This window comes from Hydrogenophaga sp. RAC07, from assembly GCF_001713375.1.
In the GTDB taxonomy this organism is placed as follows: domain Bacteria; phylum Pseudomonadota; class Gammaproteobacteria; order Burkholderiales; family Burkholderiaceae_C; genus Hydrogenophaga.
Genome location: NZ_CP016449.1, coordinates 506,050 through 527,087 on the forward strand (window position 1 = coordinate 506,050; position 21,038 = coordinate 527,087).

The window sequence follows — 21,038 nt, forward strand, 5'->3', positions numbered from 1 at the left end:
AGACACACATGCCACAGCATCGCATCGTGATCGTGGGCGGAGGCGCCGGCGGCCTGGAGCTGGCTTGCAAGCTGGGGCGCCGCATGGGCGCCGAGCAGGTCACGCTGGTGGACCAGCAGCTCTTTCACATCTGGAAACCGTCGCTGCACGAGGTGGCCGCCGGCACGCTCGACATCCACCAGGAGGGTTTGTCGTACGAAATGCTGGCGCACGACAACGGCTTCACCTTCTGCCTCGGTGCCATGACCGGGCTGGACCTCGCGGGCAAGTGGCTGGGCGTGGCGCCCGTGGTGGACGAACAGGGTGAGGAGCTGGTGCCGGCGCGCCAGTTGCCGTTTGACCAACTGGTGTTTGCGGTGGGCAGCACGGCCAACCACTACAACGTGCCCGGGGCGGCGGAGTTCACGCTCTCGCTCAACCGCCCGGCCGATGCCGAGCACTTTCGCCTGCGCATGCTCAAGCTGCTCACCTCGGCCGATCTGCGCAAGAGTGCAGGTGGCGAGGGGCAGGTGCGCATCGTGATCATTGGCGGTGGCGCCACCGGCGTGGAGCTGGCGGCCGAGTTGCGCGAAGCCAGCGTGGTGCATTCGCGCTACGGCTTTCGCCGGATCGACCCGCGCCGCGACGTGCAGATCACCTTGCTCGAGGGTGCCGATCGCATCCTGGCGCCTTTGCCCGGGAAGGTGTCGGTCGCCGCGGCGCAATTGTTGAATGAGCGCCACGTGAACATCGAAGTGAACTGCAAGGTCGCGCGCATCACGCCGCAACAGGTGGAAGACGCTGCGGGTCGGGTGTTCGCTTCCGACCTGGTGGTGTGGGCCGCCGGCATCAAGGCGCCCGATGTGCTGGCCACGCTGGGCCTGGCCACCAGCCGTTCAGGGCAGCTGCAGGTGAGCGACCGGCTGCTGGTGCAGGGCCAGTCCGACATCTACGCCCTGGGCGACTGTGCCGCCTGCCCCACGGCCGAAGGCGGCTGGGTGCCACCACGCGCCCAGGCTGCGCACCAGCAGGCCAGCTACCTGGTGGCGGCACTCACGCGGCGCGCCCAGGGCCAACCCGCGCCCGATCGACCTTACGTCTACAAAGACCACGGCTCGCTGGTGTCGCTGGGCACGCAATCGTCGGTGGGCAACCTCATGGGCAACCTGTTTCGCTCCACCTGGTTTGTGCAGGGCCTGCTGGCTCGCACGATGTATGTGAGCCTGCACCTGATGCACCACCAGGCTGTGCTCGGCACCCTGCGCACGGCGGTGCTGGCGCTGGCGCGTTTCCTGGTCAAACGGGCCACGCCGCTGGTGAAACTGCACTGAGCCGTCAACCGGTTCAATACACCGTGAACCGCCCCGTCCACTTGCGCTCGTAGCCCATCTTCTCGAAGTGCTCGGCCATGAAGTCGATGAAGGTGCGCACCTTGGCGCTGAGGTGTTTGCGGCTGGGGTAAGCCAGGTTCACCGTGATGCGGGGCAGGTCCCAGTCGTCGAGCACGGGCACGAGACGCCCGGCCACGATGTCGTCGTAGACGATGTAGCTCGGTTGCACCAGGATGCCCAGGCCGTCGAGTGCGGCGGCGCGCAGGATCTGGCCGTCGTTGGATTCCAGCAAGGCCTTCACCGCCACCGTCTGGGTCTCGTCGCCGCGCGTGAAGCGCAGTTCATACGGGTTGTTGGCGTGCACGTAGATCAGCAGGTGGTGGCGCTGCAGCTCGTCCAGCGTCTTGGGGAAGCCGTGTTTGGCGAGGTAGCGCGGTGAGGCTGTGAGCACGCGGCGGGTTTCGGCCAGGCGGCGGATGGTGATGTTGCTGTCGGGCTCGACCTCGCGGTTGCGGATCGCCACGTCGATGTTGTTGTCGATGATGTCCAGGTAGCGGTTGGCGGCTTCCACGTGCACGGTCACGTTGGGGTAGCGCTCGGTGTACTCGCGCAGCAGCGGCGCGATGTGGTGCAGCGAAAACGACAGCGAGGCGCTGATGCGCAGCGTGCCGGTGGGGTTGAGCGCGGCGGCGTTCACGGTGGACTCGGCGTCGCGCAGGTCGGCCAGGATGCTGCGGGCGCGCTGAAAGAACTCCTGCCCCGTGTCGGTGAGGTAGAGGCGGCGCGTGTTGCGCTCCACCAGGCGCACGCCCAGGCGCTCTTCCAGCGCGGCCAGCTGGCGGCTGGCGCTGGCGTTGGACATGTTCATCAACTCCGCCGCACGGCTCAGGCTGCCGCTCTCGGCCACGTGCACAAACAACTCCATCTCGGTCCAGCGATCCATGTTCACCCCGTATTTGCAGCGCGCGGAAAAGTCATTTGCAGCGCCGCACTGGAAGTCATTGTGCGCAGCTTCTACAGTGCAACCTACAGAGAAAACCCCGCAGGAAGAACCAGAGGAGACAAGGCCGTGCGCAACCTCGACCAGTACAACATCACGCAGGCGGTGATCGCGCGCTTCGCGCAGACGCCCGATCCGCGCCTGAAGGAAATCATGACCAGCCTGGTGCAGCACCTGCACGCGTTTGCGCGCGAGGTGAAGCTGACCGAGGCCGAATGGATGCAGGGCATCGAGTTCCTCACCGCGACCGGCCAGAAGTGCGACGACAAGCGCCAGGAGTTCATCCTGCTGTCCGACACGCTGGGCCTGTCGATGCTCACCGTGGCCATGAACAACGACAAGCCGGCGGGCTGCACCGAGGCCACGGTGTTCGGCCCGTTCCATGTGGAAGGGGCGCCGCACATCGAACTGGGTGGCGACGTGGCGCAGGGTGCGAAGGGCCAACCTTGCGAGGTGCGCGGCACGGTGCGCGGCCTGGATGGCGCACCGGTGCCCCATGCGCACATCGAGGTCTGGCAGGCCGACGCCGAAGGCAAGTACGACGTGCAGCGCGCCGACTGCGACGCGGCGCAAGCGCGTGGCGTGTTGCAGGCCGACGCGCAGGGCCGTTACCACTTCAGTTCCATCCTGGCCGAGGCCTACCCGATTCCCGACGACGGCCCGGTGGGCGACATGCTCAAGGCCACCAAACGCCACCCGTGGCGCCCGGCCCACCTGCATTTCCTGATCAAGGCGCCGGGTTACCAGACGCTGATCACCCACGTGTTCCGCAACGGTGACCAGTACCTGGATTCCGACGCGGTGTTCGGCGTGCGCGAATCGCTCATTGCCGACTGGCTGCCGCAGGCCGATGGCCGCTACCTCGTCGAGTTTGATTTCGTTCTCAATCCCGCCCGCTGAAGCATTCCCGACCACCCCACAACCAGGAGACAAGACCATGATGAAACGCGCCTTCCTCACCACCACGCTGGTGGCCGCCCTCACCGCCGCCGGACTGGGCACCGCCCACGCGCAGCAGACCTTCAAGCTCACCATCGCGTCGAGCCACCCGACCACGCTGCCCTGGGTCGGCCTGATGAGTTCGCTGTTCGTGCCCGAGGTCAACAAACGCGTGGCCGCGCTCAACAAGGGCTACAAGATCGAGTGGCGCGAAGCCTACGGCGGCCAGCTCTACAAGATGAATGCCACGCTGACCAGCGTGGAGCAGGGAATCACCGACATCGGGTGGGTCTTCCACAACCTCGAAGCCGCCAAGATGCCGCTCTCGCAGTTCGGCACCGTCACCCCGTTCACCACCGACGACGTGCGCATCATCCTGGACGTGGCCAACGAGATGAACGAGAAGGTGCCCGCGCTGCAGAAGGAATGGGAGAAGAACAACATGGTGTTCCTGGGCGCCACCGGTGTGGACACCTACCACCTGTTCACCAAGAACCCGATCGCGACCTACGCCGACCTCAAGGGCCGCAAGATCAGCGCGCCGGGCAGCATCGGCCTGTGGCTCAAGGGCTCTGGCGCGGTGCCGGTGGACGGCTCGCTCACGAGCTACTACACCGACATCCAGACGGGGGTGAGCGAAGGAACGATCTCCATTGCCACCGGCATCCTGCCCAACAAGATCTACGAGGTGGCGCCCTACATCACCACGGTGAACATCGGCGCGCTCTACATCGGCGGCATGGCCATGAACAAGGACAGCTACGCCGGCCTGCCGCCCGAGGTGCAGCAGATCGTGAAGGACGTGGGCAAGGAGTATTCGAAAGCGCTGGGCGCCACGCTGATGCAGCGCTACGAAACCGCACTCAAGACCATGGAGACCAATGGCGCGAAGCAGACACCCTCGGTGCGCATCACCAACATGAGCTCGGGCGAGCGCGACAAGTGGGTCAAGACCATGCCCAACCTGGCGGCCGAGTGGGCCAAGACCAACGCGTCCAAGGGCCCGGCGAAAGAGATCGTGAAGACCTACATGGATGCGCTGCGCAAGCGCGGTGTGAAGCCCGCCAGGGACTGGGACAAAGAGCTCTGACATGAGCTATGAAGCCAACACCGACCTGGAAGGCGGGCCGCCGCCAGCCGCCGCGCCCACCAGTGCGTTCGGGCGACTGATCGACAGCCTCAACGCCTTCGGCTCGGTCGTTATCGGCCTGGTGATGGTGCTGATGGTGGTGGACGTGCTGATGCGCAACCTGCTCAACCACCCCATCGACGGCGTGGCCGAGCTGGTGGCCACGTCCATCGTGGTGATCGTGTTCCTGCAGCTGCCGGCCACGCTGCGCCACGGTCGCATGAGCCGGGCCGATCTGTTCATCGATCCCTACATCCTCAAACGCCCGCGCGCAGGCAAGCGCCTGCGAGCGGTGTTCTCGGTGGTGGGCATCTTCGCCTGCGGCGTCATCGCGTACGCCACCTGGCCGCTGCTCAGCCGCGCCTGGGGCAACGACGAGTTCCTCGGGATCGAGGGCATCTTCACCTTCCCCACCTGGCCCATGCGGCTGGTGGTGCTGGGCGGTGCGGCGCTGGCCGCGATTCAATACGCCTTGCTGGCGGTACAAGACTTGCGCGAAGCCGGAGAGCACGCATGACCGAACTGCACATCGGCATCGCCGCCATCGTCTGCATGCTGGCCGGCATCTACTTCGGCATGCACATCGGCATCGCGCTGATCGCCACCTCGTTCGTGAGCGTGTGGTTGATCAAGAGTCCGGAAGTGGCGGCACGTTTTGTGGCGGCGTCCGCCAACGACGCGATCCGCGACTATCTGTTCGGCGTCATTCCGCTCTTTGTGCTCATGGGCATGCTGGTGAGTGTGTCGGGCGTCGGACGGGATACGTTTGACGTGTTCCAGTGGCTCATGCGCCGCATCCGCGGCGGACTGGGCCTGGCCACGGTGGCGGCCAACGCGGTGTTCGCCGCCATCACCGGCATCTCCATTGCGTCGGCGTCGGTGTTCACCAAGGTGGCGGTGCCCGAGATGATCCGCCATGGCTACACGCCGCGGTTTTCGGTGGGCGTGGTGGCGGGCTCCTCGGTGCTGGGCATGCTCATTCCGCCCAGCTTGCTGATGATCATCTACGGCGTGCTGGCCGAAGAATCCATCGGCCGCATGTTCATCGCCGGCATCATTCCCGGTGCCTTGCTGGCGCTGGGCTTTTGCGTGCTGATCGTGGGCATGGCCTGGCTGGTGCCGCACAAGGTCGGCACGCCAGAAGCACTGGCCGGCGTGGGTGCGGGCATCGAGGAAACAGCGCTGTCGGCGGCCATCAAGTTCGTGCCCATCCTGCTGCTCATCACTCTGGTGCTGGGTGGCCTGTACGCCGGCTTCTTCACGCCCACCGAAGCGGGCGCCGTGGGCGCCGCGGGGGCGCTGGTCATCGCGCTGGTGCGCGGTCGCCTCACCTGGCGCAAGCTGTGGCAGGTGCTGGTGGAGACCGGTTTTGTCTCGGTTTCGGTGCTCTTCCTCATCATCGCCGCCATGCTTTACAGCCGCATGCTCGCGCTCACCGGCATGCCCTCGGCCGTGACCGAAGGCATCACCAACATGGGCCTGGGGCCCTGGGGCTTCCTGTTCATGTACGTGATCATCGTGATCGCCCTGGGCTGCATCATCGATTCGGTGTCCATCATGCTGATCATGTTGCCCATCGTGCTGCCGATCGCGCGTGCCTTCGGCATGGACGTCGTGTGGTTCGGTGTCATCACCGTGGTGGCGGTGGAAATCGGCCTGCTCACGCCGCCCTTCGGCGTGTCGGTCTACACCGTGAAGTCGGCGTTGAACGATCCGCGCATCACCGTGCGCGACATCTTCGCTGGCAGCTTTCCCTTCGTGCTCATGATGGTTGTTGTGCTCGTCATCCTGGCCGCGTTCCCCAGCCTGTCCACCTGGCTGGCCTACCTCTGAGACCTCTTCCATGCTGTTCACCTTCATCCTCATAGACAAGCCCGATTCGGCGGCGCTGCGCACCGCCATACGATCGACCCACAAGGCGTATCTGGCGGCGGTGTCCGATCGCATTGCGTTTGCCGGCCCGTTCGTCCACGACGACGGCAGCACCATGCTGGGCAGTCTGCTGGTGATCGACTTTCCCTCGCGCGACGCGGCCCATGCCTGGCTCGCTGACGAACCGTTCACGAAGGCGGGGCTGTACGGCAGCGTCTCGGTGCACGCGTTTGTCAACCTCTGGCCCCAGAAGGCCGGCTTTCCACCCACCGCCTGAACACCATGGTCAAACACATCGTGATGTGGAACATCCAGGGCGGGCCTGAGGAGGCCAAAGCGGTCGCGATCGACCGCGTCAAGGCTGGGTTCGAGGCCTTGCGCGGCAAGATCCCCGGCCTGCTCCACATCGAGATCGGCGTGGACCGCAGCGGTGTGGACTACGCCTGCGACGTGGTCCTGTACTCCGAATTCGAATCGCAGGCCGCGCTCGACGCCTACGCGGTGCACCCCGAGCATCTGCGGGTTCGCCAGGCCATTGAAGGCCTGCGCGTGGCGCGTCACCAGGTGGACTACGCCGCCTGATTCGCCGGCCGATAATCGGTCCACCCCAACGAGCCCGCTCTGTGAAGCGGGCTCTTCTTTTGTCTGCTGCCCGTGGCCCTGTCCCTCATCACCGATCCGTTTTTTTACGCCGTGGCGATCCCCGCCGTGCTGTTGCTGGGTGTGAGCAAAAGCGGTTTCGGCGCCGGCTTCGGCTCGCTGGCCGTGCCCATGATGGCGCTGGCGGTCACGGTGCCGCAGGCCGCGGCGATTCTCATGCCGGTGCTGCTGCTCATGGACCTGCTGGGCATGGCGGCTTTCCGCAAGAACGTGGACCGGCGGCTGCTGATGTTCCTGCTGCCCTTCGGGCTGGCCGGCATCGTCATTGGCGCGCTGCTCTTCAAGCTGCTGGATGCACGCGTGGTGGCCGGCATCGTGGGTGTGTTCACGCTGCTGTTTCTGGCCCAGCGCCTGGTGTTCCCGCCCAAGCCGGACAGCGCACCCCCGCCCAAATGGGTGGGCGCCTTGCTCAGCGTCACCTCGGGTTTCACCAGCTTCATTGCGCACGCGGGTGGGCCACCGCTCAACGCCTATGTGATCCCGCTGCGCCTGTCGCCGCTGCTGTTCACCGGCACGCTGGCGTTCTTCTTTTTCTTCATCAACCTGGCGAAGTGGATTCCCTACGCCTGGCTGGGCCTGCTCGACGTGCGCAACATGACGACCTCGCTGGCGCTGCTGCCGTTTGCGCCCATCGGCGTGTGGGTGGGCGTGCGCATCGCGCACCGCATCAAGCCGCTGCTGTTCTACCGGTTGGTCTACACCGGCATGTTCCTCACCGGCTGCAAACTCGTCTGGGACGCGCTCGCATAACATAGGCGCTCGCCGTTCCAGCCCCGCCCCGCGCCCCAGCCGTGCGGGCCGTTCCCCAGCCAAGGAGCTCCAGATGCCGATCGTGGTGGTTGCCAATCCCAAAGGAGGCGTGGGCAAGTCCACGCTGTCGACCAACGTCGCCGGCTACTTTGCCAGCCAGGGCCATGCGGTGATGCTGGGCGATGTGGACCGCCAGCAGTCGTCGGCCCTGTGGCTCAAATTGCGTCCGCCGGCCGCCAGGCCGATCCAGAACTGGGCCGTGTCGCACGACCTGATCGCCCGACCGCCCAAGGACACCACCCATGTGGTGCTGGACACGCCCGCCGGCCTGCACGGCTGGCGCTTCAAGGACGTGCTCAAGATTGCCGACAAGGTGCTGGTGCCGCTGCAGCCCAGCATCTTCGACATCTACGCCACCCGCGCATTTCTCGACGAACTCGCTGAAACCCGCCGCGCCGACAAGCTGCAGGTCGGCATCGTCGGCATGCGGGTCGACCCGCGCACCATCTCGGCCGACAAGCTCAACGAATTTGTGGCCAGCCTGGGCCTGCCGGTGCTGGGTACGCTGCGCGACACGCAAAACTACATCCACCTCGCGGCGCGCGGGCTCACGCTGTTCGACGTGGCGCCCGGCCGGGTTGAAAAGGACTTGCAGCAGTGGCAGGCCATCTGCCGGTGGTTGGACGCCTGAGGCGCCTTCGCTGTCCCGGTGCCGACATCACCCGGTGCCGGTCGGTCGTACAGTGGCCGGCATGAAAACATTCCAAACTTTGGCCGAGGTAGCGGCCTGCGTGGGCCAGGAAGTGGCCGTGAGCGATTGGATCACGATCACCCAGGAGCAGGTCAACCGCTTTGCCGAAGCCACCGGCGACCACCAGTGGATTCATGTGGACGTGGAACGTGCCAAGGCGGGACCGTTCGGTGCGCCGATCGCGCACGGCTTTCTGACACTGTCCCTGCTGCCGGTGTTTTTTGAATCGGCGCTGGACATCAAGGGCTCCAGCATGGGGGTGAACTACGGCCTGAACCGCGTGCGCTTCACGTCGCCCGTGCCGGTGGGCAGCCGTGTGCGCGCGCGTCTGACGCTGCAGGCTTGCGAGTCCATCGAGCACGGCGGTCAACAAATGACCTGGGGCGTGGTGGTGGAGCGCGAAGGCGCGGACAAACCGGTGTGTTTCGCCGAATCGCTGGTCCGGCGCTATCCCTGAAACAGGGTCCTACTTGATGCGCACGAGCTGCTTGGGCTCGAGCCAGCCTTCAAAGATCTGGATCAGCGCGTTGATGCGCTCGGCCGCCACCGACTGGTTGTGCTGCTGCGAGATGAGCTGAAAGGCGTCGTTGCGCAGCATCCACAGTTCTTGCGGGGTGCGTGCCGACTCGATCTTCTGGCGCAGGCGCAAGGCCTGCTGGTCCAGACAGTCTTCAATCGCTTGCAGCAGGTGGTTGCGGATGCCCGCCAGGTCTTTGAGGGAAGCCTTGTGCGAACTGCGCTTGCGGGGCGCGGTGCCCACGCCGAACCAGCGTGCAATGGAAGTGATCATTCGGTGCTCCAGGCGAACGGCGCTGCCAGGGTGCTGGTCTGGGCCGTCACGGCGAGGGTCGGGATGCGGGTGTGCATGGGAAATTATCGGGCTTGTGTCGAACAAGTTGACACAGCTGGGGGGCGCGGCGCGTGATCTGCGTCACGAAACCGCCCCGGCGAAGGCCTGCTGACGCCAGGCTTCGAACACCGTCACCGCCACCGAATTGGACAGATTCAAGCTGCGCTGGCCCGCCAGCATGGGCAGGCGCAGGCGCTGAGCGGTGGGGATGGACTCGCGCAGCGCTTCCGGCAGGCCGCTGGTTTCGGACCCGAACACCAGCCAGTCGCCGGGCAGAAAGGCGGTGGAGAACGCGCTGTGGCTGCCGCGCTTGGTGAAGGCGAACAGGCGGGCGGGATCGGGCTGTTCGGCCTGCAGGAAGGTGGCCCAGTCGGCGTGCCGGCGCAGCGGGGAGTACTCGTGGTAGTCGAGCCCGGCGCGCTTCATGTGTTTGTCGTCCATGGAAAACCCCAGCGGCTCGATCAGGTGCAGCGCGCAGCCCGTGTTGGCGCTCAGGCGGATCACGTTGCCGGTGTTGGGCGGAATTTCGGGACTGACGAGAACGATGTTGAACATGGGCGCCGAGCTTAGCGGCTCGGCGCGGTGCGCGCGAACACCAGTGCGCTGACCCGAGCGGCCCCCGCCTGCCGCAAGGCCTGCGCAGCGGTGTGCAGCGTGGCGCCGGTGGTGGTCACGTCGTCCACCAGCAGCACGTGCCGGCCCACGAGCCCATGGGCGTGCAGCGGGTGGGCGGCGAACACGCCGCGCAGGTTGCGCAGCCGCGCCTCGCGGCCCAGGCTGTGCTGGTCGGGCGTTTCGCCCAGGCGCACCAGGGCGGTGGCCATCCCGCAGCCTGTCGCGCACGGGGCCAGGCGGCGCAGGCCCTTGATGAGTTCCCATGCCTGGTTGTAGCCGCGCTCGCCCAACCGCTGCGCGGTCAGCGGCACGGGCACCACCAGTTCGCAGCTTTGCAGCAAGGGCAGGGCGCCCGGCACCTGCAACATCCGCTGCGCAAACGGCTTGGCCCAACCCGGCTCCGAACGAAACTTGAAGCGCGCGATCAGGTGGTCCCAGGGGTAGTCGTAGTCCACCGCCGCGAGGCACTGCGCCAGCGGCGGCGCCTCGGGCAAGGTCTGGCAAGTACCGCACAGGTCCAGGTCGCCCGGCAGCACGGCGGCACAGGCCCGGCAGCGGAACCGCGGCGCCGCGAAACGCTGGACGCAGGCCTCGCACACCGGTTGCGCGGGCCACGCAGCGCAGACCTGGCAGGTGGCCGGCAGGGACTCCAGCAAGGCGTATCGGGCGGCGGGCATCGGGCCAATATACTGGCCCGCTCCCGCCGATACCCCATGGGCCCTTGGTCCGCCTTGCAGCTTGAACACGCCCACCGCTCCCGAGAATCCCGTGCCCGGACTGGACCCCGTGGCCGCGCAGCGCTGGCTGCAGCACGCGACCTCGACCAGCCCCTGGCTGCACGAGGAGGTGGGCTCGCGCATGGCCGATCGCCTGCCGTGGTTCCGCGAACAACCGACCAGCTGGCTGCACTGGGAGCCGGTGCAAGGCGGGCTGGAGGTACACCGCAAGCTGCGCGGCATGTTGCCCGATGCGGCGTGCCACGTGACGGCCCGGCGCCTGCCCGAGGCGCTTGAAGCCACACGTGAAACCACCGCCCGCTCATGGAACCCGTTGCAATGGGGCCGCACGACGGGCCCGGCAGCCGCCACGGCCGAGACCCGCGTACGCATGCTGTGGGCCAACATGGCACTGCACATGGAGCCCCGGCCGCAGACCTTGCTGGCCCGCTGGCACCAGCAGATCGAAACCGACGGTTTCCTCATGTTTTCCTGCCTGGGGCCCGACAGCCTGAAGGAGTTGCGCGCTCTCCACGCCGCGCAAGGCTGGCCGCTGCCGGCCCACGCCTTCACCGACATGCACGACTGGGGCGACATGCTGGTGCACGCTGGCTTCGCCGAACCGGTGATGGACATGGAGCGCATCACCTTGTCGTACAGCAGTGCGGCGTCCCTGCTGGCCGAGCTGCGCGGCCTGGGCCGCAACCTCAGCGATCAGCGCTTCAGCGCCTGCCGGTCGCGCGCCTGGCACGACAGGCTGTGCGCCGCCATCGAGTCGGCATTTCCCCGCTCGGACGACGGCCGGCTGGTGCTGACTTTCGAGATCATTTACGGCCACGCTTTCAAGCCGGTTCCCCGGGTTCCACTGGCCTCCAGCACGACGCTCGCGGTGGACGACATGCGCGCGATGCTGCGCGCCGGCCGTCGCTGAGAGGCCTGCGCCCGGCGGCAAGCCACCATGTCCCACTCGGGAGTGGCGCCTTTGTCAGGGGAGTCCTGGTTTCGCGCCGCTACAATCTGCGCTGGCCAAATTTTCAAGGGCATCTTCCCTTTGCCAACGCACCGTCTTTCAAGACGGTCGCGACCAGTACCGGTGGTGGGTGGTGAACCAGGCAAACAGCGCTTTCCGATTTGCGACCGTGTCCGAACAGGGCATGGAGTGGTCGTTGAAACGCAACTGTTCGGTCACCCCGGCTCAATTGGGCTACCTCTACGCTTCGATGTGCATCCTTTCGATGGGTGTGGCGGGGTTTTTCTGGTCGCAAGGTGCGACTTTGGTGTTGCCCTTTGCGGTGTTGGAGTTGGTGGCGGTGGGCGTGGCGTTCCTGGTGTACGCGCGGCACGCCACCGACAACGAACGCATCAGGTTGCTGGAAGGTCGGTTGGTGGTGGAGTGGGAAACAGCAGGGCGCTCGTCGCGTTGTGAGTTCGCCCGCGAGTGGGTTCGTGTGGAACCCCGGCCCGATGCCGGTCAGTTGATCGAGGTTCGAGGCGGTGGTCGATCGGTTCGGGTGGGGCGGTTTCTGCGCTCCGACCAGCGGCCGCTGCTGGCCCGGGAAATTCGCCTGGCCCTGCGTGGGGCCTGACGGATGTTCGGGACGGGATGGATCGTTGTGGGGTGGCTGGGTGGCGCCCTGGAAATTTGTTCTAATCTGCATTGATATAAATCAATACTTATATTTGAGGCGCAAAAAGTGAGTACGACGAAGAAAACGGTGCATTCCCCACGGAACCCCTGGGCCAGGCTCTGCGCTGCCGCCACCACGCTGACGCTCGGTCTCGGCGCCTGGACCACGGTCGCGGCCCAAAAGGTGAACGATCTGCCGGGTGGCCCTGCCGTCAACCAGCTCAACTTTGCGCCCCCGGTCACCCGCATCGCCGAAGAGCAGCACTGGCTGCACTGGTTCATGATGGCCCTGTGCGCCGTCATCTTCCTGATTGTCTTCGGCGTGATGTTCTATTCCATCCTGAAGCACCGCAAGTCGGTTGGCCACAAGTCGCAAGTGCTGGCCGAGCCCATCTGGGTTGAACTGGGCTGGACCATTGTTCCCCTGCTGATCGTCATCGGCATGGCGCTGCCCGCCACCAAGGTGCTGGTCGCCCAGAAAGACACCACCAACAGCGACCTGACCATCAAGGCCACGGGCATGCAGTGGAAGTGGGGTTACGACTACATCAAGGGCGAAGGCGAGGGCATCGGATTCCTTTCCACCCTGGACAACAACCACCGTGTGATGTCCAACAGCGGCAAGCCCGAAGCCACCGACAACTACCTGCTCAAGGTCGACAACCCGCTGGTGGTGCCCGTGGGCAAGAAGGTGCGCATCATCACCACCGCCAACGACGTGATCCACGCGTGGATGGTGCCGGCCTTCGGCGTCAAGCAGGACGCGATCCCCGGCTTCGTGCGCGACACGTGGTTCCGCGCCGAGAAGACCGGCGACTTCTATGGCCAGTGCGCCGAGCTGTGCGGCAAGGAGCACGCTTACATGCCCATCCACGTGAAGGTGGTGACGGCCGAGGAATACAGCGCGTGGGTCGGTGAAAAGCAGAAGGCCATGGCCGCTGCCGCAGACGATCCCTCCAAGGTCTGGGTGCTGGCCGATCTGGTCAAGCGCGGCGAGTCCGTGTACGCCGCCAACTGCGCCGCCTGCCACCAGGCCAGCGGCAAAGGCGCCGGTCCGATCAAGCCACTGGATGGCTCGGCCTTGGTGGTCGATGCCGACAAGGGCAAGATCATCAACGTGCTGCTCAATGGCCAGAACAACGGCGCCATGCCTGCTTGGAAACAGCTCAGCGACACCGAGCTGGCCGCGGTCATGACCTACGCCAAGAACACCTGGTCGAACCAGACCCAGCAGATCGTGCAGCCGGCCGACGTGCAAGCCGCCCGCCAGTGATCGCGTTGACGAACAAACATTGAGCTTCCAAGGAAACCGACCATGAGTGCTGTTCTCGACCACCACGACGCCCACGGCCACGACCACGATCACCACGCCCCCACGGGCTGGCGCCGCTGGGTCTACGCGACCAACCACAAAGACATCGGCACGTTGTACCTGCTGTTCGCCTTCACCATGCTCATGGTGGGCGGCGTGCTGGCCCTGCTGATCCGCGCCGAGCTGTTCCAGCCCGGCCTGCAGCTGGTGAACCCCGGGCTGTTCAACCAACTCACCACCATGCACGGTCTGATCATGGTGTTCGGCGCCATCATGCCGGCCTTCGTGGGCTTCGCGAACTGGATGATCCCGCTGCAGATCGGCGCGTCCGACATGGCCTTCGCCCGCATGAACAACTTCAGCTTCTGGCTGATGATTCCCGCCGCGCTGATGCTGGTGGGTTCGTTCTTCATGCCCGGTGGTGCTCCGGCGGCCGGCTGGACGCTGTACGCGCCGTTGACCCTGCAGATGGGCCCCTCGATGGACGCCGGTATCTTTGCCATGCACATCCTGGGTGCGTCGTCGATCATGGGTTCGATCAACATCATCGTCACCATCCTGAACATGCGCGCGCCCGGCATGACGCTGATGAAGATGCCCATGTTCTGCTGGACCTGGCTCATCACCGCCTACCTGCTGATCGCCGTGATGCCCGTGCTCGCCGGTGCCATCACCATGACGCTGACCGACCGCCACTTCGGCACCAGCTTCTTCAACCCCGCCGGCGGCGGTGACCCGGTGATGTACCAGCACATCTTCTGGTTCTTCGGCCACCCCGAGGTCTACATCATGATCCTGCCTGCTTTCGGCATCGTGAGCCAGGTCGTGCCGGCGTTCTCGCGCAAGAAGCTGTTTGGCTACGCTTCCATGGTGTACGCCACCGGCTCCATTGCCATCCTGTCCTTCGTCGTGTGGGCGCACCACATGTTCACCACCGGCATGCCGGTCACGGGTCAGCTGTTCTTCATGTACTCCACGATGTTGATCGCCGTGCCCACGGGCGTGAAGATCTTCAACTGGATCGCGACCATGTGGAAGGGCTCGATGACCTTCGAGACCCCGATGCTGTGGGCCGTGGGCTTCATCTTCGTGTTCACCATCGGTGGCTTCACCGGTCTGATCCTGTCGGTCGCGCCGATCGACATCCAGATGCAGGACACCTACTACGTGGTGGCCCACTTCCACTACGTGCTGGTGGCCGGTTCGTTGTTCGCCATGTTCGCCGGCATCTACTACTGGCTGCCCAAGTGGACCGGCGTGATGTACAGCGAGACGCGCGGCAAGATCCATTTCTGGTGGTCGATGATCTCCTTCAACATCACCTTCTTCCCGATGCACTTCCTGGGTCTGGCCGGCATGCCCCGCCGCTATGCCGACTATCCGATGCAGTTCGCCGACTTCAACGCCATCGCTTCGGTGGGCGCCTTCGGTTTCGGCATCGCACAGGTGTATTTCTTCGTGGCCGTGATCCTGCCCGCCATGGCCGGCAAGGGTGAAAAAGCCTCGCAGAAGCCTTGGGAAGGCGCCGAAGGTCTGGAGTGGGAAGTGCCATCGCCCGCACCGTTCCACACCTTCGAGAACCCACCCAAGCTCGACGCCACCGCCACCAAGGTGATCGGCTGATCCGACCATGGCCCGCAACTTGACGCCCGAACAGAAGAAGCACAACCAGCGCCTGGGCCTGATCCTGGGCTCGATCGCGCTGGTGTTCTTCATGGGTTTTGTCGGCAAGATGGTGTTTCTGGGCGGCTGACGCCCGACACCACCGAACACTGGAACCAGACCGTGGGAAAGCGCCGCGAAAACTTCAAGATGGTGGGCAAGCTCGGCGTGATCACGCTGGGCATGTTTGCCTTCGGCTATGCGCTGGTGCCCATCTACAACGCGATCTGCGAAGCGACCGGCATCAACATCCTGTCGCTGTCCGACCGGCAGATCCCGGGCGCCACGTCCAAGGCGGCGGCCAACACCCAGGTCGACACCAGCCGCACCATCACGGTGGAGTTCGACGTGAACAGCCGCGGGCCCTGGCACTTCAAGCCGGCCGTGCGGTCGCTGCAGGTGCACCCGGGCGAGCTGACCACGGTGATGTACGAGTTCCAGAACATCCAGAACCGCACGATGGCCGCCCAGGCCATTCCCAGCTATGCGCCCAAGCAGGCCATGGCCCACTTCAACAAGCTCGAGTGTTTCTGCTTCACGCAGTACACCCTGCAGGCGGGTGAGAAAAAGGAATGGCCGGTGGCCTTTGTGATCGACCCGCGCCTGCCCAGGGACGTGACCACGATCACCTTGTCCTACACCTTCTTTGAAGTGGGTGGCAAGGTGCCTGCGGCTCCGGCCGATGTGGCCTTTGAACCCGCGACTGCGGTGAAGCCTGCGGGTGCCGTATGAACGAACCGCTGCACAAGCGCAAAGGTTCTTTTGTCGGCACGGTCAAGGCCGTGCTCTGGGGTTTTCTGGGTGTGCGCCGCAACGCCGACTACCAGAACGACATTGCCAAACTCAACCCGCTGCACCTGGTGGCGGTGGGCATCGGCATGGCGTTTCTGTTCGTGCTGGCCCTGATCCTGTTGGTGAACTGGGTGGCGGGCTGAAGCCGCCGTTCACCTCGAACGTTTTTCATCATTCAAACAAGCGACAACACTGGAGTGAGCATGTCAGCAGCATCCCACGGCACAACGCCTTACTACTACGTTCCCGGCCCCTCGCGGCACCCGGTGATGGCGTCGATCGGTCTGTTCTTCGTCATCCTCGGCGCAGGCCAGTGGATCAACGGTGCGGGTTGGGGCGCGTACTCGCTCGCGTTCGGCATGGCCTTCTGGCTGTTCGTGCTGTTCCAGTGGTTCAGCGAATCGGTGCGCGAGAGTGAGAGCGGCATGTACGGTCGCAAGATCGACCTGTCGTTCCGCTGGAGCATGAGCTGGTTCATCTTCTCGGAAGTCATGTTCTTCGGTGCGTTCTTCACCGCTCTCTGGTGGGCGCGTGTGCACTCGGTGCCGGCTTTGGGTGGCTTCGAGAACTCACTGATCTGGCCCGACTTCTCGGCCGTGTGGCCCAGCGTTCAGGCTGGCGCCACGGCGTCGCCCGGTGGCATTGTCGAGCCCTTCCAGACCATGGGCCCGTTCTGGCTGCCCACGATCAACACTGCGCTGCTGCTGACTTCGGGTGTCACGCTCACCATCGCGCACCACGCGCTGCAGGTGGGCAACCGCGGCAAGACCATCGCCTTCATGTGGATGACGGTGCTGCTGGGCATCGTGTTCTTGATCGTGCAGGGCTATGAGTACTACCACGCCTACACCGATCTGAACCTCAAGCTCAGCTCCGGCATCTTCGGCTCCACCTTCTTCATGCTGACCGGTTTCCACGGCTTCCACGTGTTCGTGGGCATGCTGATGCTGCTGTTCATCACCCTGCGCCTGCAGAAGGGGCACTTCACCAAAGACCGCCACTTCGGCTTCGAAGGCGCGGCCTGGTACTGGCACTTCGTGGACGTGGTGTGGCTGGGTCTCTACATCCTGGTCTATTGGCTGTGAGCGTTCTCCGGGTTGCTCGGCAACCCCGGGTGGCTCAACAAAAAAGCGCCATCGGGCGCTTTTTTGTTGCTGCAGCAGAAACGGGTGGTGGGTTGATCAGCGTTGCAGTGGCAGGCCGGTGGGCTGGATCCAGCCCATCAGGTAGCTGATGAGCACGACCACGAACAGCAGAATGGAAAAGCCGACACGAAACGCCAGCGCCCTGGCCATGTGGTTCCTGCGGGGCGGGCTGCCTTCGGCGCCGCTGTCGTCGGACTGGCCGCCGCGCATCATGAACACCAATGCCGCTCCCAGGCTTCCGAGGATGGCAATGAATGCCGCGATGACCAGGTATTTCATGGCTCGAATTATCGGGGGAGCCGGTCTGCCCGGTGTCGCGATGGGTTTCGCTCCAAAGCCGGGAGCAGGGTCATGATGTCGGCCCGGGCCCGCTTCGCTGTGGTCACTGTGGCCACCGTGTTCACCATGGCGGTCACCGCATCGCTGGGTTTCTGGCAACTCGACCGCGCCGGCCAGAAGATCGCCTTGCAAGCGCAGATCGACCAGCGCGCGAAGCTCCCTGCGTGGCAAATAGCGGATCTCCTGGGGGCCGCCGACCCGATGCAAGGCGTGCACCGGCCGGTGCAGCTGCGGGGTCAGTGGGTGAGCGACGCCTCCGTGTTTCTGGACAACCGGCAGATGAGCGCCCGCAACGGTTTCATTCTGGTCACGCCGCTCAGACTCACGGGCAGTCCACAAACGGTGCTGGTGCAGCGCGGATGGGTGCCGCGCGATTTCACCGACCGCAGCCGCGTGCCCACCATCGACACGCCCTCGGGCGAGGTGCTGGTGGAGGGGCGCTTGGCCCCGCCACCGGGCAAGCTATACGAGCTGGGCGAGGCGGGGACGGGTGCGATCCGGCAAAATATCGACCTTGGCTCTTTTGCCCAGGAGACGGGTCTGATCTTGCTGGCCGTGTCCGTGCAACAGACCGGCGCCTCCCCCGAAGGACTTTTGCGTGAGTGGCCGCGCGCGGCGGTCGGGGTCGACAAGCACCACGGTTATGCCTTCCAGTGGTTTGGCTTGTGCGCGCTGGCAGGCCTGCTCTATCTCTGGTTTCAAATCATCTCCCCCCGCCGAAAGCGCATTTCCCATGGCACAGACGCCCGATGAACCCCTGACCCTCACCGTGCACAGCCTGCCTCCGCTCGACCAGGCGGGCGCCGGCGCCGTGGTGAATGCCCGTTCCGGACGTTGGAAGCTGTTGGGCCTTGCGCTGGTGTGTGTGGCGCCGGTGGTGGCCTCTTACCTCACTTACTACGTGATCCGCCCCGAGGGCCGGCGCAACTACGGCGAGTTGATCGACCCGCAGCGTCCGCTGCCTGCCATCACCGCCGTCAATGCCCAGGGCCAGACGGTGCCACTGGCGACGCTCAAGGACCAGTGGCTGCTGATCAGCGTGGCCGACAGCGCCTGCGTCGAGGCTTGCCAGGAACACTTGCTGCTGCAGCGCCAGTTGCGGGAAACACTGGGTCGTGAAAAGGATCGGCTGGACTGGGTCTGGCTGCGCACCGGCGACACGCCCCTGACCGAACCCTTGAAGCAGGCAACGTCTGCCGCCCAGGTGTTGCAGATCGAAACGCAGGCGCTGGCCGCGTGGCTGCGACCTGCGGCCGGCCAGAAGATCGAAGACCACCTCTACGTGGTCGATCCGCTGGGCAACTGGATGATGCGTTTCCCCGCCAACATCGATCCCAAAAAGGCCAAGGGAGACCTGGATCGCCTGCTGCGAGCCTCCGCCTTCTGGGACAAAGCCGGCCGGATGCCATGATGAACCCCCACGCTCCGCACTTCGTGTCGTCGCTGCCCCCCGAGGGGGCGCAGGCCCGCCTTGAGGCGGCTCGGCGGAGGACCTGACATGGACACCCAACCCCTCTACGACCTCGCCCCCATTGCCCGCATCATGTTGCTGGGTGTGGTGATCGCGCTCGGCCCGCTGGCCTGGGTTTGGGTGCGCAACCGCCATGCACCGCCCGCGCAGCGCCTGCGGGTGCTCACGCTGGTCACCTTGTTCCTCACCTTCGATCTGGTGCTCTTTGGCGCCTTCACGCGCCTGACCGATTCGGGTCTGGGTTGCCCCGACTGGCCGGGCTGTTACGGCAGCGTGAGCCCTGTGGGTGCGAGTGCCGCCATTGCCGCTGCGCAGGAAGCCATGCCCACCGGCCCGGTGACCTTCTCCAAGGCCTGGATCGAAATGATCCACCGGTACCTCGCCACCGCGGTGGGCGTGTTGATCCTCGTGCTCGCGCTGGTGAGCTGGCTGGAGCGCAAGCGCCTGTCGGTGTCGTGTGTGTGGCCGCTGGTCACGCTGGTGTGGGTCTGCGTGCAGGGCGCGTTCGGCGCGCTCACCGTCACCATGAAATTGTTCCCGGCCATCGTCACCCTGCACCTGCTGGGTGGACTGGGGCTCCTGGCGCTGCTGCGCGCCCAGTCGGTGGCCTACCAGCTGGCCAGGCCCGGTGACCGTGGGCCGTTGCCGTTGCCGGCGCGCCTGCGCACCGCGCTGGTGGCGGTCACTGTGTTGCTGTGGCTGCAAATCGCGCTGGGTGGCTGGGTCAGCACCAACTACGCCGTGCTGGCCTGCAGCGAATTTCCCACCTGCCAGGGCAGCTGGTGGCCGAGCATGGACTTTCGCGAGGGCTTCACCTTGTGGCGCCACCTCGGCTTGAACAGTGCAGGCGAAGCCATTGCGTTCCCGGCCCTCACCGCCATCCACTATGTGCACCGCCTCATGGCCTTTGTGGTGCTGGGCGCCATGGTGTGGCTGGGCTGGCGCCTGTGGCGTGTGCCCGGCATGGGCCGCACCGCGCGTGCCTTGCTGCTGCTGGCCCTCTGGCAGTTTGTCAGCGGCCTGACCAATGTGGTCCTCGACTGGCCGTTGTTGGCCGCCGTGGGCCACACGGCCGGTGCCGCCGCGCTGGTGATCGTCTTCACTGGCGCACTCAGCGGCACGCGCAGTGCCGCAACCCGCCGCGCCGAAGTCCCTGGCGCTGGCGCCCTGAACATGTTCCGATCGATCCCATGAGCGCCGCATCCTCTCCTTCTGTGGCCGTGGCCTTGCCCTCGGTCTGGCGCCAGTACCACGCGCTGACCAAGCCGCGTGTGATCCAGCTCATCGTGTTCTGTGCGCTGATCGGCATGGTGCTGGCGGTGCCCGGAGTGCCCACCTGGGCGCAGGTGCAGCTCGCGGCCATCGCGTGTTTCGGCATCTGGCTCGTGGCCGGTGCCGCCGCCGCCTTCAACTGCGTGGTCGAGCAACACATCGACGCCAAGATGAAACGCACCGCCTGGCGCCCCACCGCCAAAGGGCAGCTCACCAACGGCAAGACGCTGTCGTTTTCGGCCGTGCTCTGTGGTGCCGGTTCGGCGGTGCTGTACTTCGCGGTCAACCCGCTGACCATGTGGCTGACCTTCGCCACCTTCGTGGGCTACGCGGTGGTCTACACCGTGATCCTCAAGCCACTCACCCCGCAGAACATCGTGATCGGCGGTGCGTCGGGCGCCATGCCCCCGGTGCTGGGCTGGGCCGCCATGACCGGCGTGGTCTCGCCCGAAGCGCTGATCCTGTTCCTCATCATCTTCCTCTGGACCCCGCCGCACTTCTGGGCGCTGGCGCTCTACCGTGTGGAGGACTACCGCAAGTCGGGCCTGCCCATGCTGCCGGTCACGCACGGGTCCGAGTTCACGCGCCTGCAGATCCTGCTCTACACCTTCGTGCTGTTCGCAGCCTGCCTCATGCCTTTCATGATGCGCATGAGCGGATGGTTCTACCTGGCCAGCGCCATCGCCCTGAGCATCGGCTTCTGCGGCTATGCGTGGGCCCTGTGGCGCAACTACTCCGACGCGCTCGCGCGCAAGACCTTCCGCTTCTCGTTGATCCACCTGTCACTGCTGTTCGCCGCGCTGTTGATCGACCACTACCTGTGACC

At 65.3% G+C, this 21,038-nt stretch carries 27 protein-coding genes; 22 read left to right on the forward strand and 5 right to left on the reverse strand.

Annotated elements, in window-relative coordinates:
* The first annotated feature begins 8 nt into the window (after positions 1-8).
* Complete coding sequence (locus BSY239_RS02310) at positions 9-1,310, forward strand: NAD(P)/FAD-dependent oxidoreductase (protein ID WP_069045410.1); 1,302 nt, start codon at positions 9-11, stop codon at positions 1,308-1,310.
* A gap of 13 nt (positions 1,311-1,323) precedes the next feature.
* Here BSY239_RS02310 and BSY239_RS02315 read toward each other — a convergent pair whose 3' ends face one another.
* Positions 1,324-2,253, reverse strand: coding sequence for a LysR family transcriptional regulator (locus BSY239_RS02315; protein WP_069045411.1), 930 nt, complete (start codon positions 2,251-2,253; stop codon positions 1,324-1,326).
* A 126-nt stretch (positions 2,254-2,379) separates the two neighbouring features.
* On the opposite strand from BSY239_RS02315, the gene BSY239_RS02320 reads away from it, so the two are divergent.
* From BSY239_RS02320 to BSY239_RS02360, 9 genes are all read left to right on the forward strand, one after another.
* Positions 2,380-3,210, forward strand: coding sequence for an intradiol ring-cleavage dioxygenase (locus BSY239_RS02320; protein WP_069045412.1), 831 nt, complete (start codon positions 2,380-2,382; stop codon positions 3,208-3,210).
* 37 nt (positions 3,211-3,247) lie between these two features.
* Complete coding sequence (locus tag BSY239_RS02325; RefSeq protein ID WP_069045413.1) at positions 3,248-4,339, forward strand: C4-dicarboxylate TRAP transporter substrate-binding protein; 1,092 nt, start codon at positions 3,248-3,250, stop codon at positions 4,337-4,339.
* A 1-nt stretch (position 4,340) separates the two neighbouring features.
* Entirely contained in the window at positions 4,341-4,895 is a 555-nt protein-coding gene (locus tag BSY239_RS02330; RefSeq protein ID WP_069045414.1) for a TRAP transporter small permease subunit, read from the forward strand.
* Positions 4,892-6,211, forward strand: a complete 1,320-nt coding sequence (locus BSY239_RS02335) for a TRAP transporter large permease (protein WP_069045415.1) — start codon at positions 4,892-4,894, stop codon at positions 6,209-6,211. The genes BSY239_RS02330 and BSY239_RS02335 overlap by 4 nt, the downstream gene beginning before the upstream one ends.
* Before the next feature lie 10 nt (positions 6,212-6,221).
* A complete protein-coding gene (locus BSY239_RS02340; RefSeq protein WP_069045416.1) occupies positions 6,222-6,527 on the forward strand; it encodes a YciI family protein in 306 nt (101 codons plus the stop codon).
* 5 nt (positions 6,528-6,532) lie between these two features.
* The gene (locus BSY239_RS02345) at positions 6,533-6,832 is read left to right on the forward strand and encodes a Dabb family protein (protein ID WP_069045417.1); all 300 of its coding nucleotides are present in this window, start codon (positions 6,533-6,535) and stop codon (positions 6,830-6,832) included.
* A 72-nt stretch (positions 6,833-6,904) separates the two neighbouring features.
* Complete coding sequence (locus tag BSY239_RS02350; RefSeq protein ID WP_069045418.1) at positions 6,905-7,660, forward strand: sulfite exporter TauE/SafE family protein; 756 nt, start codon at positions 6,905-6,907, stop codon at positions 7,658-7,660.
* A gap of 73 nt (positions 7,661-7,733) precedes the next feature.
* Positions 7,734-8,351: a ParA family protein gene (locus BSY239_RS02355; protein ID WP_069045419.1), complete on the forward strand. Its 618-nt coding sequence runs from the start codon at positions 7,734-7,736 to the stop codon at positions 8,349-8,351.
* 61 nt (positions 8,352-8,412) lie between these two features.
* Positions 8,413-8,868, forward strand: a complete 456-nt coding sequence (locus BSY239_RS02360) for a MaoC family dehydratase (protein ID WP_069045420.1) — start codon at positions 8,413-8,415, stop codon at positions 8,866-8,868.
* Between the two features lie 9 nt (positions 8,869-8,877).
* Here BSY239_RS02360 and BSY239_RS02365 read toward each other — a convergent pair whose 3' ends face one another.
* The 3 genes from BSY239_RS02365 to BSY239_RS02375 form a co-directional block, all read right to left on the reverse strand.
* Entirely contained in the window at positions 8,878-9,201 is a 324-nt protein-coding gene (locus tag BSY239_RS02365; RefSeq protein ID WP_069045421.1) for a hypothetical protein, read from the reverse strand.
* Positions 9,202-9,342: 141 nt separating this feature from the next.
* Complete coding sequence (trmL, locus tag BSY239_RS02370) at positions 9,343-9,816, reverse strand: tRNA (uridine(34)/cytosine(34)/5-carboxymethylaminomethyluridine(34)-2'-O)-methyltransferase TrmL (protein ID WP_069045422.1); 474 nt, start codon at positions 9,814-9,816, stop codon at positions 9,343-9,345.
* 11 nt (positions 9,817-9,827) lie between these two features.
* Positions 9,828-10,553: a ComF family protein gene (locus tag BSY239_RS02375; protein ID WP_069045423.1), complete on the reverse strand. Its 726-nt coding sequence runs from the start codon at positions 10,551-10,553 to the stop codon at positions 9,828-9,830.
* A 91-nt stretch (positions 10,554-10,644) separates the two neighbouring features.
* Here BSY239_RS02375 and BSY239_RS02380 point away from each other — a divergent pair, with 91 nt between their 5' ends.
* The 8 genes from BSY239_RS02380 (at position 10,645) to BSY239_RS02410 (ending at position 17,070) form a co-directional block, all read left to right on the forward strand.
* The gene (locus BSY239_RS02380) at positions 10,645-11,523 is read left to right on the forward strand and encodes a biotin synthase (protein ID WP_236944125.1); all 879 of its coding nucleotides are present in this window, start codon (positions 10,645-10,647) and stop codon (positions 11,521-11,523) included.
* A 223-nt stretch (positions 11,524-11,746) separates the two neighbouring features.
* The gene (locus BSY239_RS02385) at positions 11,747-12,178 is read left to right on the forward strand and encodes a DUF2244 domain-containing protein (RefSeq protein ID WP_069048726.1); all 432 of its coding nucleotides are present in this window, start codon (positions 11,747-11,749) and stop codon (positions 12,176-12,178) included.
* A gap of 129 nt (positions 12,179-12,307) precedes the next feature.
* Positions 12,308-13,492: a cytochrome c oxidase subunit II gene (coxB, locus tag BSY239_RS02390; RefSeq protein ID WP_172823060.1), complete on the forward strand. Its 1,185-nt coding sequence runs from the start codon at positions 12,308-12,310 to the stop codon at positions 13,490-13,492.
* 42 nt (positions 13,493-13,534) lie between these two features.
* On the forward strand, positions 13,535-15,154 hold the full coding sequence (gene ctaD / locus BSY239_RS02395; protein ID WP_069045425.1) for a cytochrome c oxidase subunit I: 1,620 nt from the start codon (positions 13,535-13,537) through the stop codon (positions 15,152-15,154).
* A gap of 7 nt (positions 15,155-15,161) precedes the next feature.
* Positions 15,162-15,284, forward strand: a complete 123-nt coding sequence (locus BSY239_RS22685) for a cytochrome oxidase small assembly protein (RefSeq protein ID WP_236944126.1) — start codon at positions 15,162-15,164, stop codon at positions 15,282-15,284.
* A gap of 32 nt (positions 15,285-15,316) precedes the next feature.
* Entirely contained in the window at positions 15,317-15,925 is a 609-nt protein-coding gene (locus BSY239_RS02400) for a cytochrome c oxidase assembly protein (RefSeq protein ID WP_083239767.1), read from the forward strand.
* Positions 15,922-16,128 (forward strand): DUF2970 domain-containing protein, encoded by a 207-nt coding sequence (locus tag BSY239_RS02405; protein ID WP_069045426.1) that lies wholly within the window; start codon positions 15,922-15,924, stop codon positions 16,126-16,128. Before BSY239_RS02400 ends, BSY239_RS02405 begins: the two co-directional genes overlap by 4 nt.
* 60 nt (positions 16,129-16,188) lie before the next feature.
* Complete coding sequence (locus BSY239_RS02410) at positions 16,189-17,070, forward strand: cytochrome c oxidase subunit 3 (RefSeq protein WP_069045427.1); 882 nt, start codon at positions 16,189-16,191, stop codon at positions 17,068-17,070.
* 96 nt (positions 17,071-17,166) lie between these two features.
* On the opposite strand, the gene BSY239_RS02415 is transcribed toward BSY239_RS02410, so the two are convergent.
* The gene (locus BSY239_RS02415; RefSeq protein WP_069045428.1) at positions 17,167-17,409 is read right to left on the reverse strand and encodes a twin transmembrane helix small protein; all 243 of its coding nucleotides are present in this window, start codon (positions 17,407-17,409) and stop codon (positions 17,167-17,169) included.
* Between the two features lie 108 nt (positions 17,410-17,517).
* Between BSY239_RS02415 and BSY239_RS02420 the strand changes: the two genes are divergently transcribed.
* The 4 genes from BSY239_RS02420 (at position 17,518) to cyoE (ending at position 21,036) form a co-directional block, all read left to right on the forward strand.
* Entirely contained in the window at positions 17,518-18,222 is a 705-nt protein-coding gene (locus tag BSY239_RS02420) for an SURF1 family protein (RefSeq protein ID WP_335583417.1), read from the forward strand.
* The gene (locus BSY239_RS02425) at positions 18,203-18,880 is read left to right on the forward strand and encodes an SCO family protein (protein ID WP_069045430.1); all 678 of its coding nucleotides are present in this window, start codon (positions 18,203-18,205) and stop codon (positions 18,878-18,880) included. The genes BSY239_RS02420 and BSY239_RS02425 overlap by 20 nt, the downstream gene beginning before the upstream one ends.
* An 87-nt stretch (positions 18,881-18,967) precedes the next feature.
* Complete coding sequence (locus tag BSY239_RS02430) at positions 18,968-20,134, forward strand: COX15/CtaA family protein (RefSeq protein WP_069045431.1); 1,167 nt, start codon at positions 18,968-18,970, stop codon at positions 20,132-20,134.
* Positions 20,131-21,036 carry a heme o synthase gene (gene cyoE / locus BSY239_RS02435; RefSeq protein WP_069045432.1) on the forward strand — a complete coding sequence of 302 codons (906 nt, stop codon included), beginning with the start codon at positions 20,131-20,133 and terminating at the stop codon, positions 21,034-21,036. The genes BSY239_RS02430 and cyoE overlap by 4 nt, the downstream gene beginning before the upstream one ends.
* Positions 21,037-21,038 lie beyond the last annotated feature (2 nt).

What these genes read in the sequence shown, in the direction of transcription:
- BSY239_RS02310 (WP_069045410.1), top strand. Translation starts at nt 9, where the DNA reads ATGCCACAGCATCGCATCGTGATCGTGGGCGGAGGCGCCGGCGGCCTG.
- BSY239_RS02315 (WP_069045411.1), bottom strand. Translation starts at nt 2,253, where the DNA reads ATGGATCGCTGGACCGAGATGGAGTTGTTTGTGCACGTGGCCGAGAGC.
- BSY239_RS02325 (WP_069045413.1), top strand. Translation starts at nt 3,248, where the DNA reads ATGATGAAACGCGCCTTCCTCACCACCACGCTGGTGGCCGCCCTCACC.
- BSY239_RS02330 (WP_069045414.1), top strand. Translation starts at nt 4,341, where the DNA reads ATGAGCTATGAAGCCAACACCGACCTGGAAGGCGGGCCGCCGCCAGCC.
- BSY239_RS02335 (WP_069045415.1), top strand. Translation starts at nt 4,892, where the DNA reads ATGACCGAACTGCACATCGGCATCGCCGCCATCGTCTGCATGCTGGCC.
- BSY239_RS02340 (WP_069045416.1), top strand. Translation starts at nt 6,222, where the DNA reads ATGCTGTTCACCTTCATCCTCATAGACAAGCCCGATTCGGCGGCGCTG.
- BSY239_RS02345 (WP_069045417.1), top strand. Translation starts at nt 6,533, where the DNA reads ATGGTCAAACACATCGTGATGTGGAACATCCAGGGCGGGCCTGAGGAG.
- BSY239_RS02355 (WP_069045419.1), top strand. Translation starts at nt 7,734, where the DNA reads ATGCCGATCGTGGTGGTTGCCAATCCCAAAGGAGGCGTGGGCAAGTCC.
- BSY239_RS02360 (WP_069045420.1), top strand. Translation starts at nt 8,413, where the DNA reads ATGAAAACATTCCAAACTTTGGCCGAGGTAGCGGCCTGCGTGGGCCAG.
- BSY239_RS02365 (WP_069045421.1), bottom strand. Translation starts at nt 9,201, where the DNA reads ATGATCACTTCCATTGCACGCTGGTTCGGCGTGGGCACCGCGCCCCGC.
- trmL (WP_069045422.1), bottom strand. Translation starts at nt 9,816, where the DNA reads ATGTTCAACATCGTTCTCGTCAGTCCCGAAATTCCGCCCAACACCGGC.
- BSY239_RS02375 (WP_069045423.1), bottom strand. Translation starts at nt 10,553, where the DNA reads ATGCCCGCCGCCCGATACGCCTTGCTGGAGTCCCTGCCGGCCACCTGC.
- BSY239_RS02385 (WP_069048726.1), top strand. Translation starts at nt 11,747, where the DNA reads ATGGAGTGGTCGTTGAAACGCAACTGTTCGGTCACCCCGGCTCAATTG.
- ctaD (WP_069045425.1), top strand. Translation starts at nt 13,535, where the DNA reads ATGAGTGCTGTTCTCGACCACCACGACGCCCACGGCCACGACCACGAT.
- BSY239_RS22685 (WP_236944126.1), top strand. Translation starts at nt 15,162, where the DNA reads ATGGCCCGCAACTTGACGCCCGAACAGAAGAAGCACAACCAGCGCCTG.
- BSY239_RS02405 (WP_069045426.1), top strand. Translation starts at nt 15,922, where the DNA reads ATGAACGAACCGCTGCACAAGCGCAAAGGTTCTTTTGTCGGCACGGTC.
- BSY239_RS02410 (WP_069045427.1), top strand. Translation starts at nt 16,189, where the DNA reads ATGTCAGCAGCATCCCACGGCACAACGCCTTACTACTACGTTCCCGGC.
- BSY239_RS02415 (WP_069045428.1), bottom strand. Translation starts at nt 17,409, where the DNA reads ATGAAATACCTGGTCATCGCGGCATTCATTGCCATCCTCGGAAGCCTG.
- BSY239_RS02425 (WP_069045430.1), top strand. Translation starts at nt 18,203, where the DNA reads ATGGCACAGACGCCCGATGAACCCCTGACCCTCACCGTGCACAGCCTG.
- BSY239_RS02430 (WP_069045431.1), top strand. Translation starts at nt 18,968, where the DNA reads ATGGACACCCAACCCCTCTACGACCTCGCCCCCATTGCCCGCATCATG.
- cyoE (WP_069045432.1), top strand. Translation starts at nt 20,131, where the DNA reads ATGAGCGCCGCATCCTCTCCTTCTGTGGCCGTGGCCTTGCCCTCGGTC.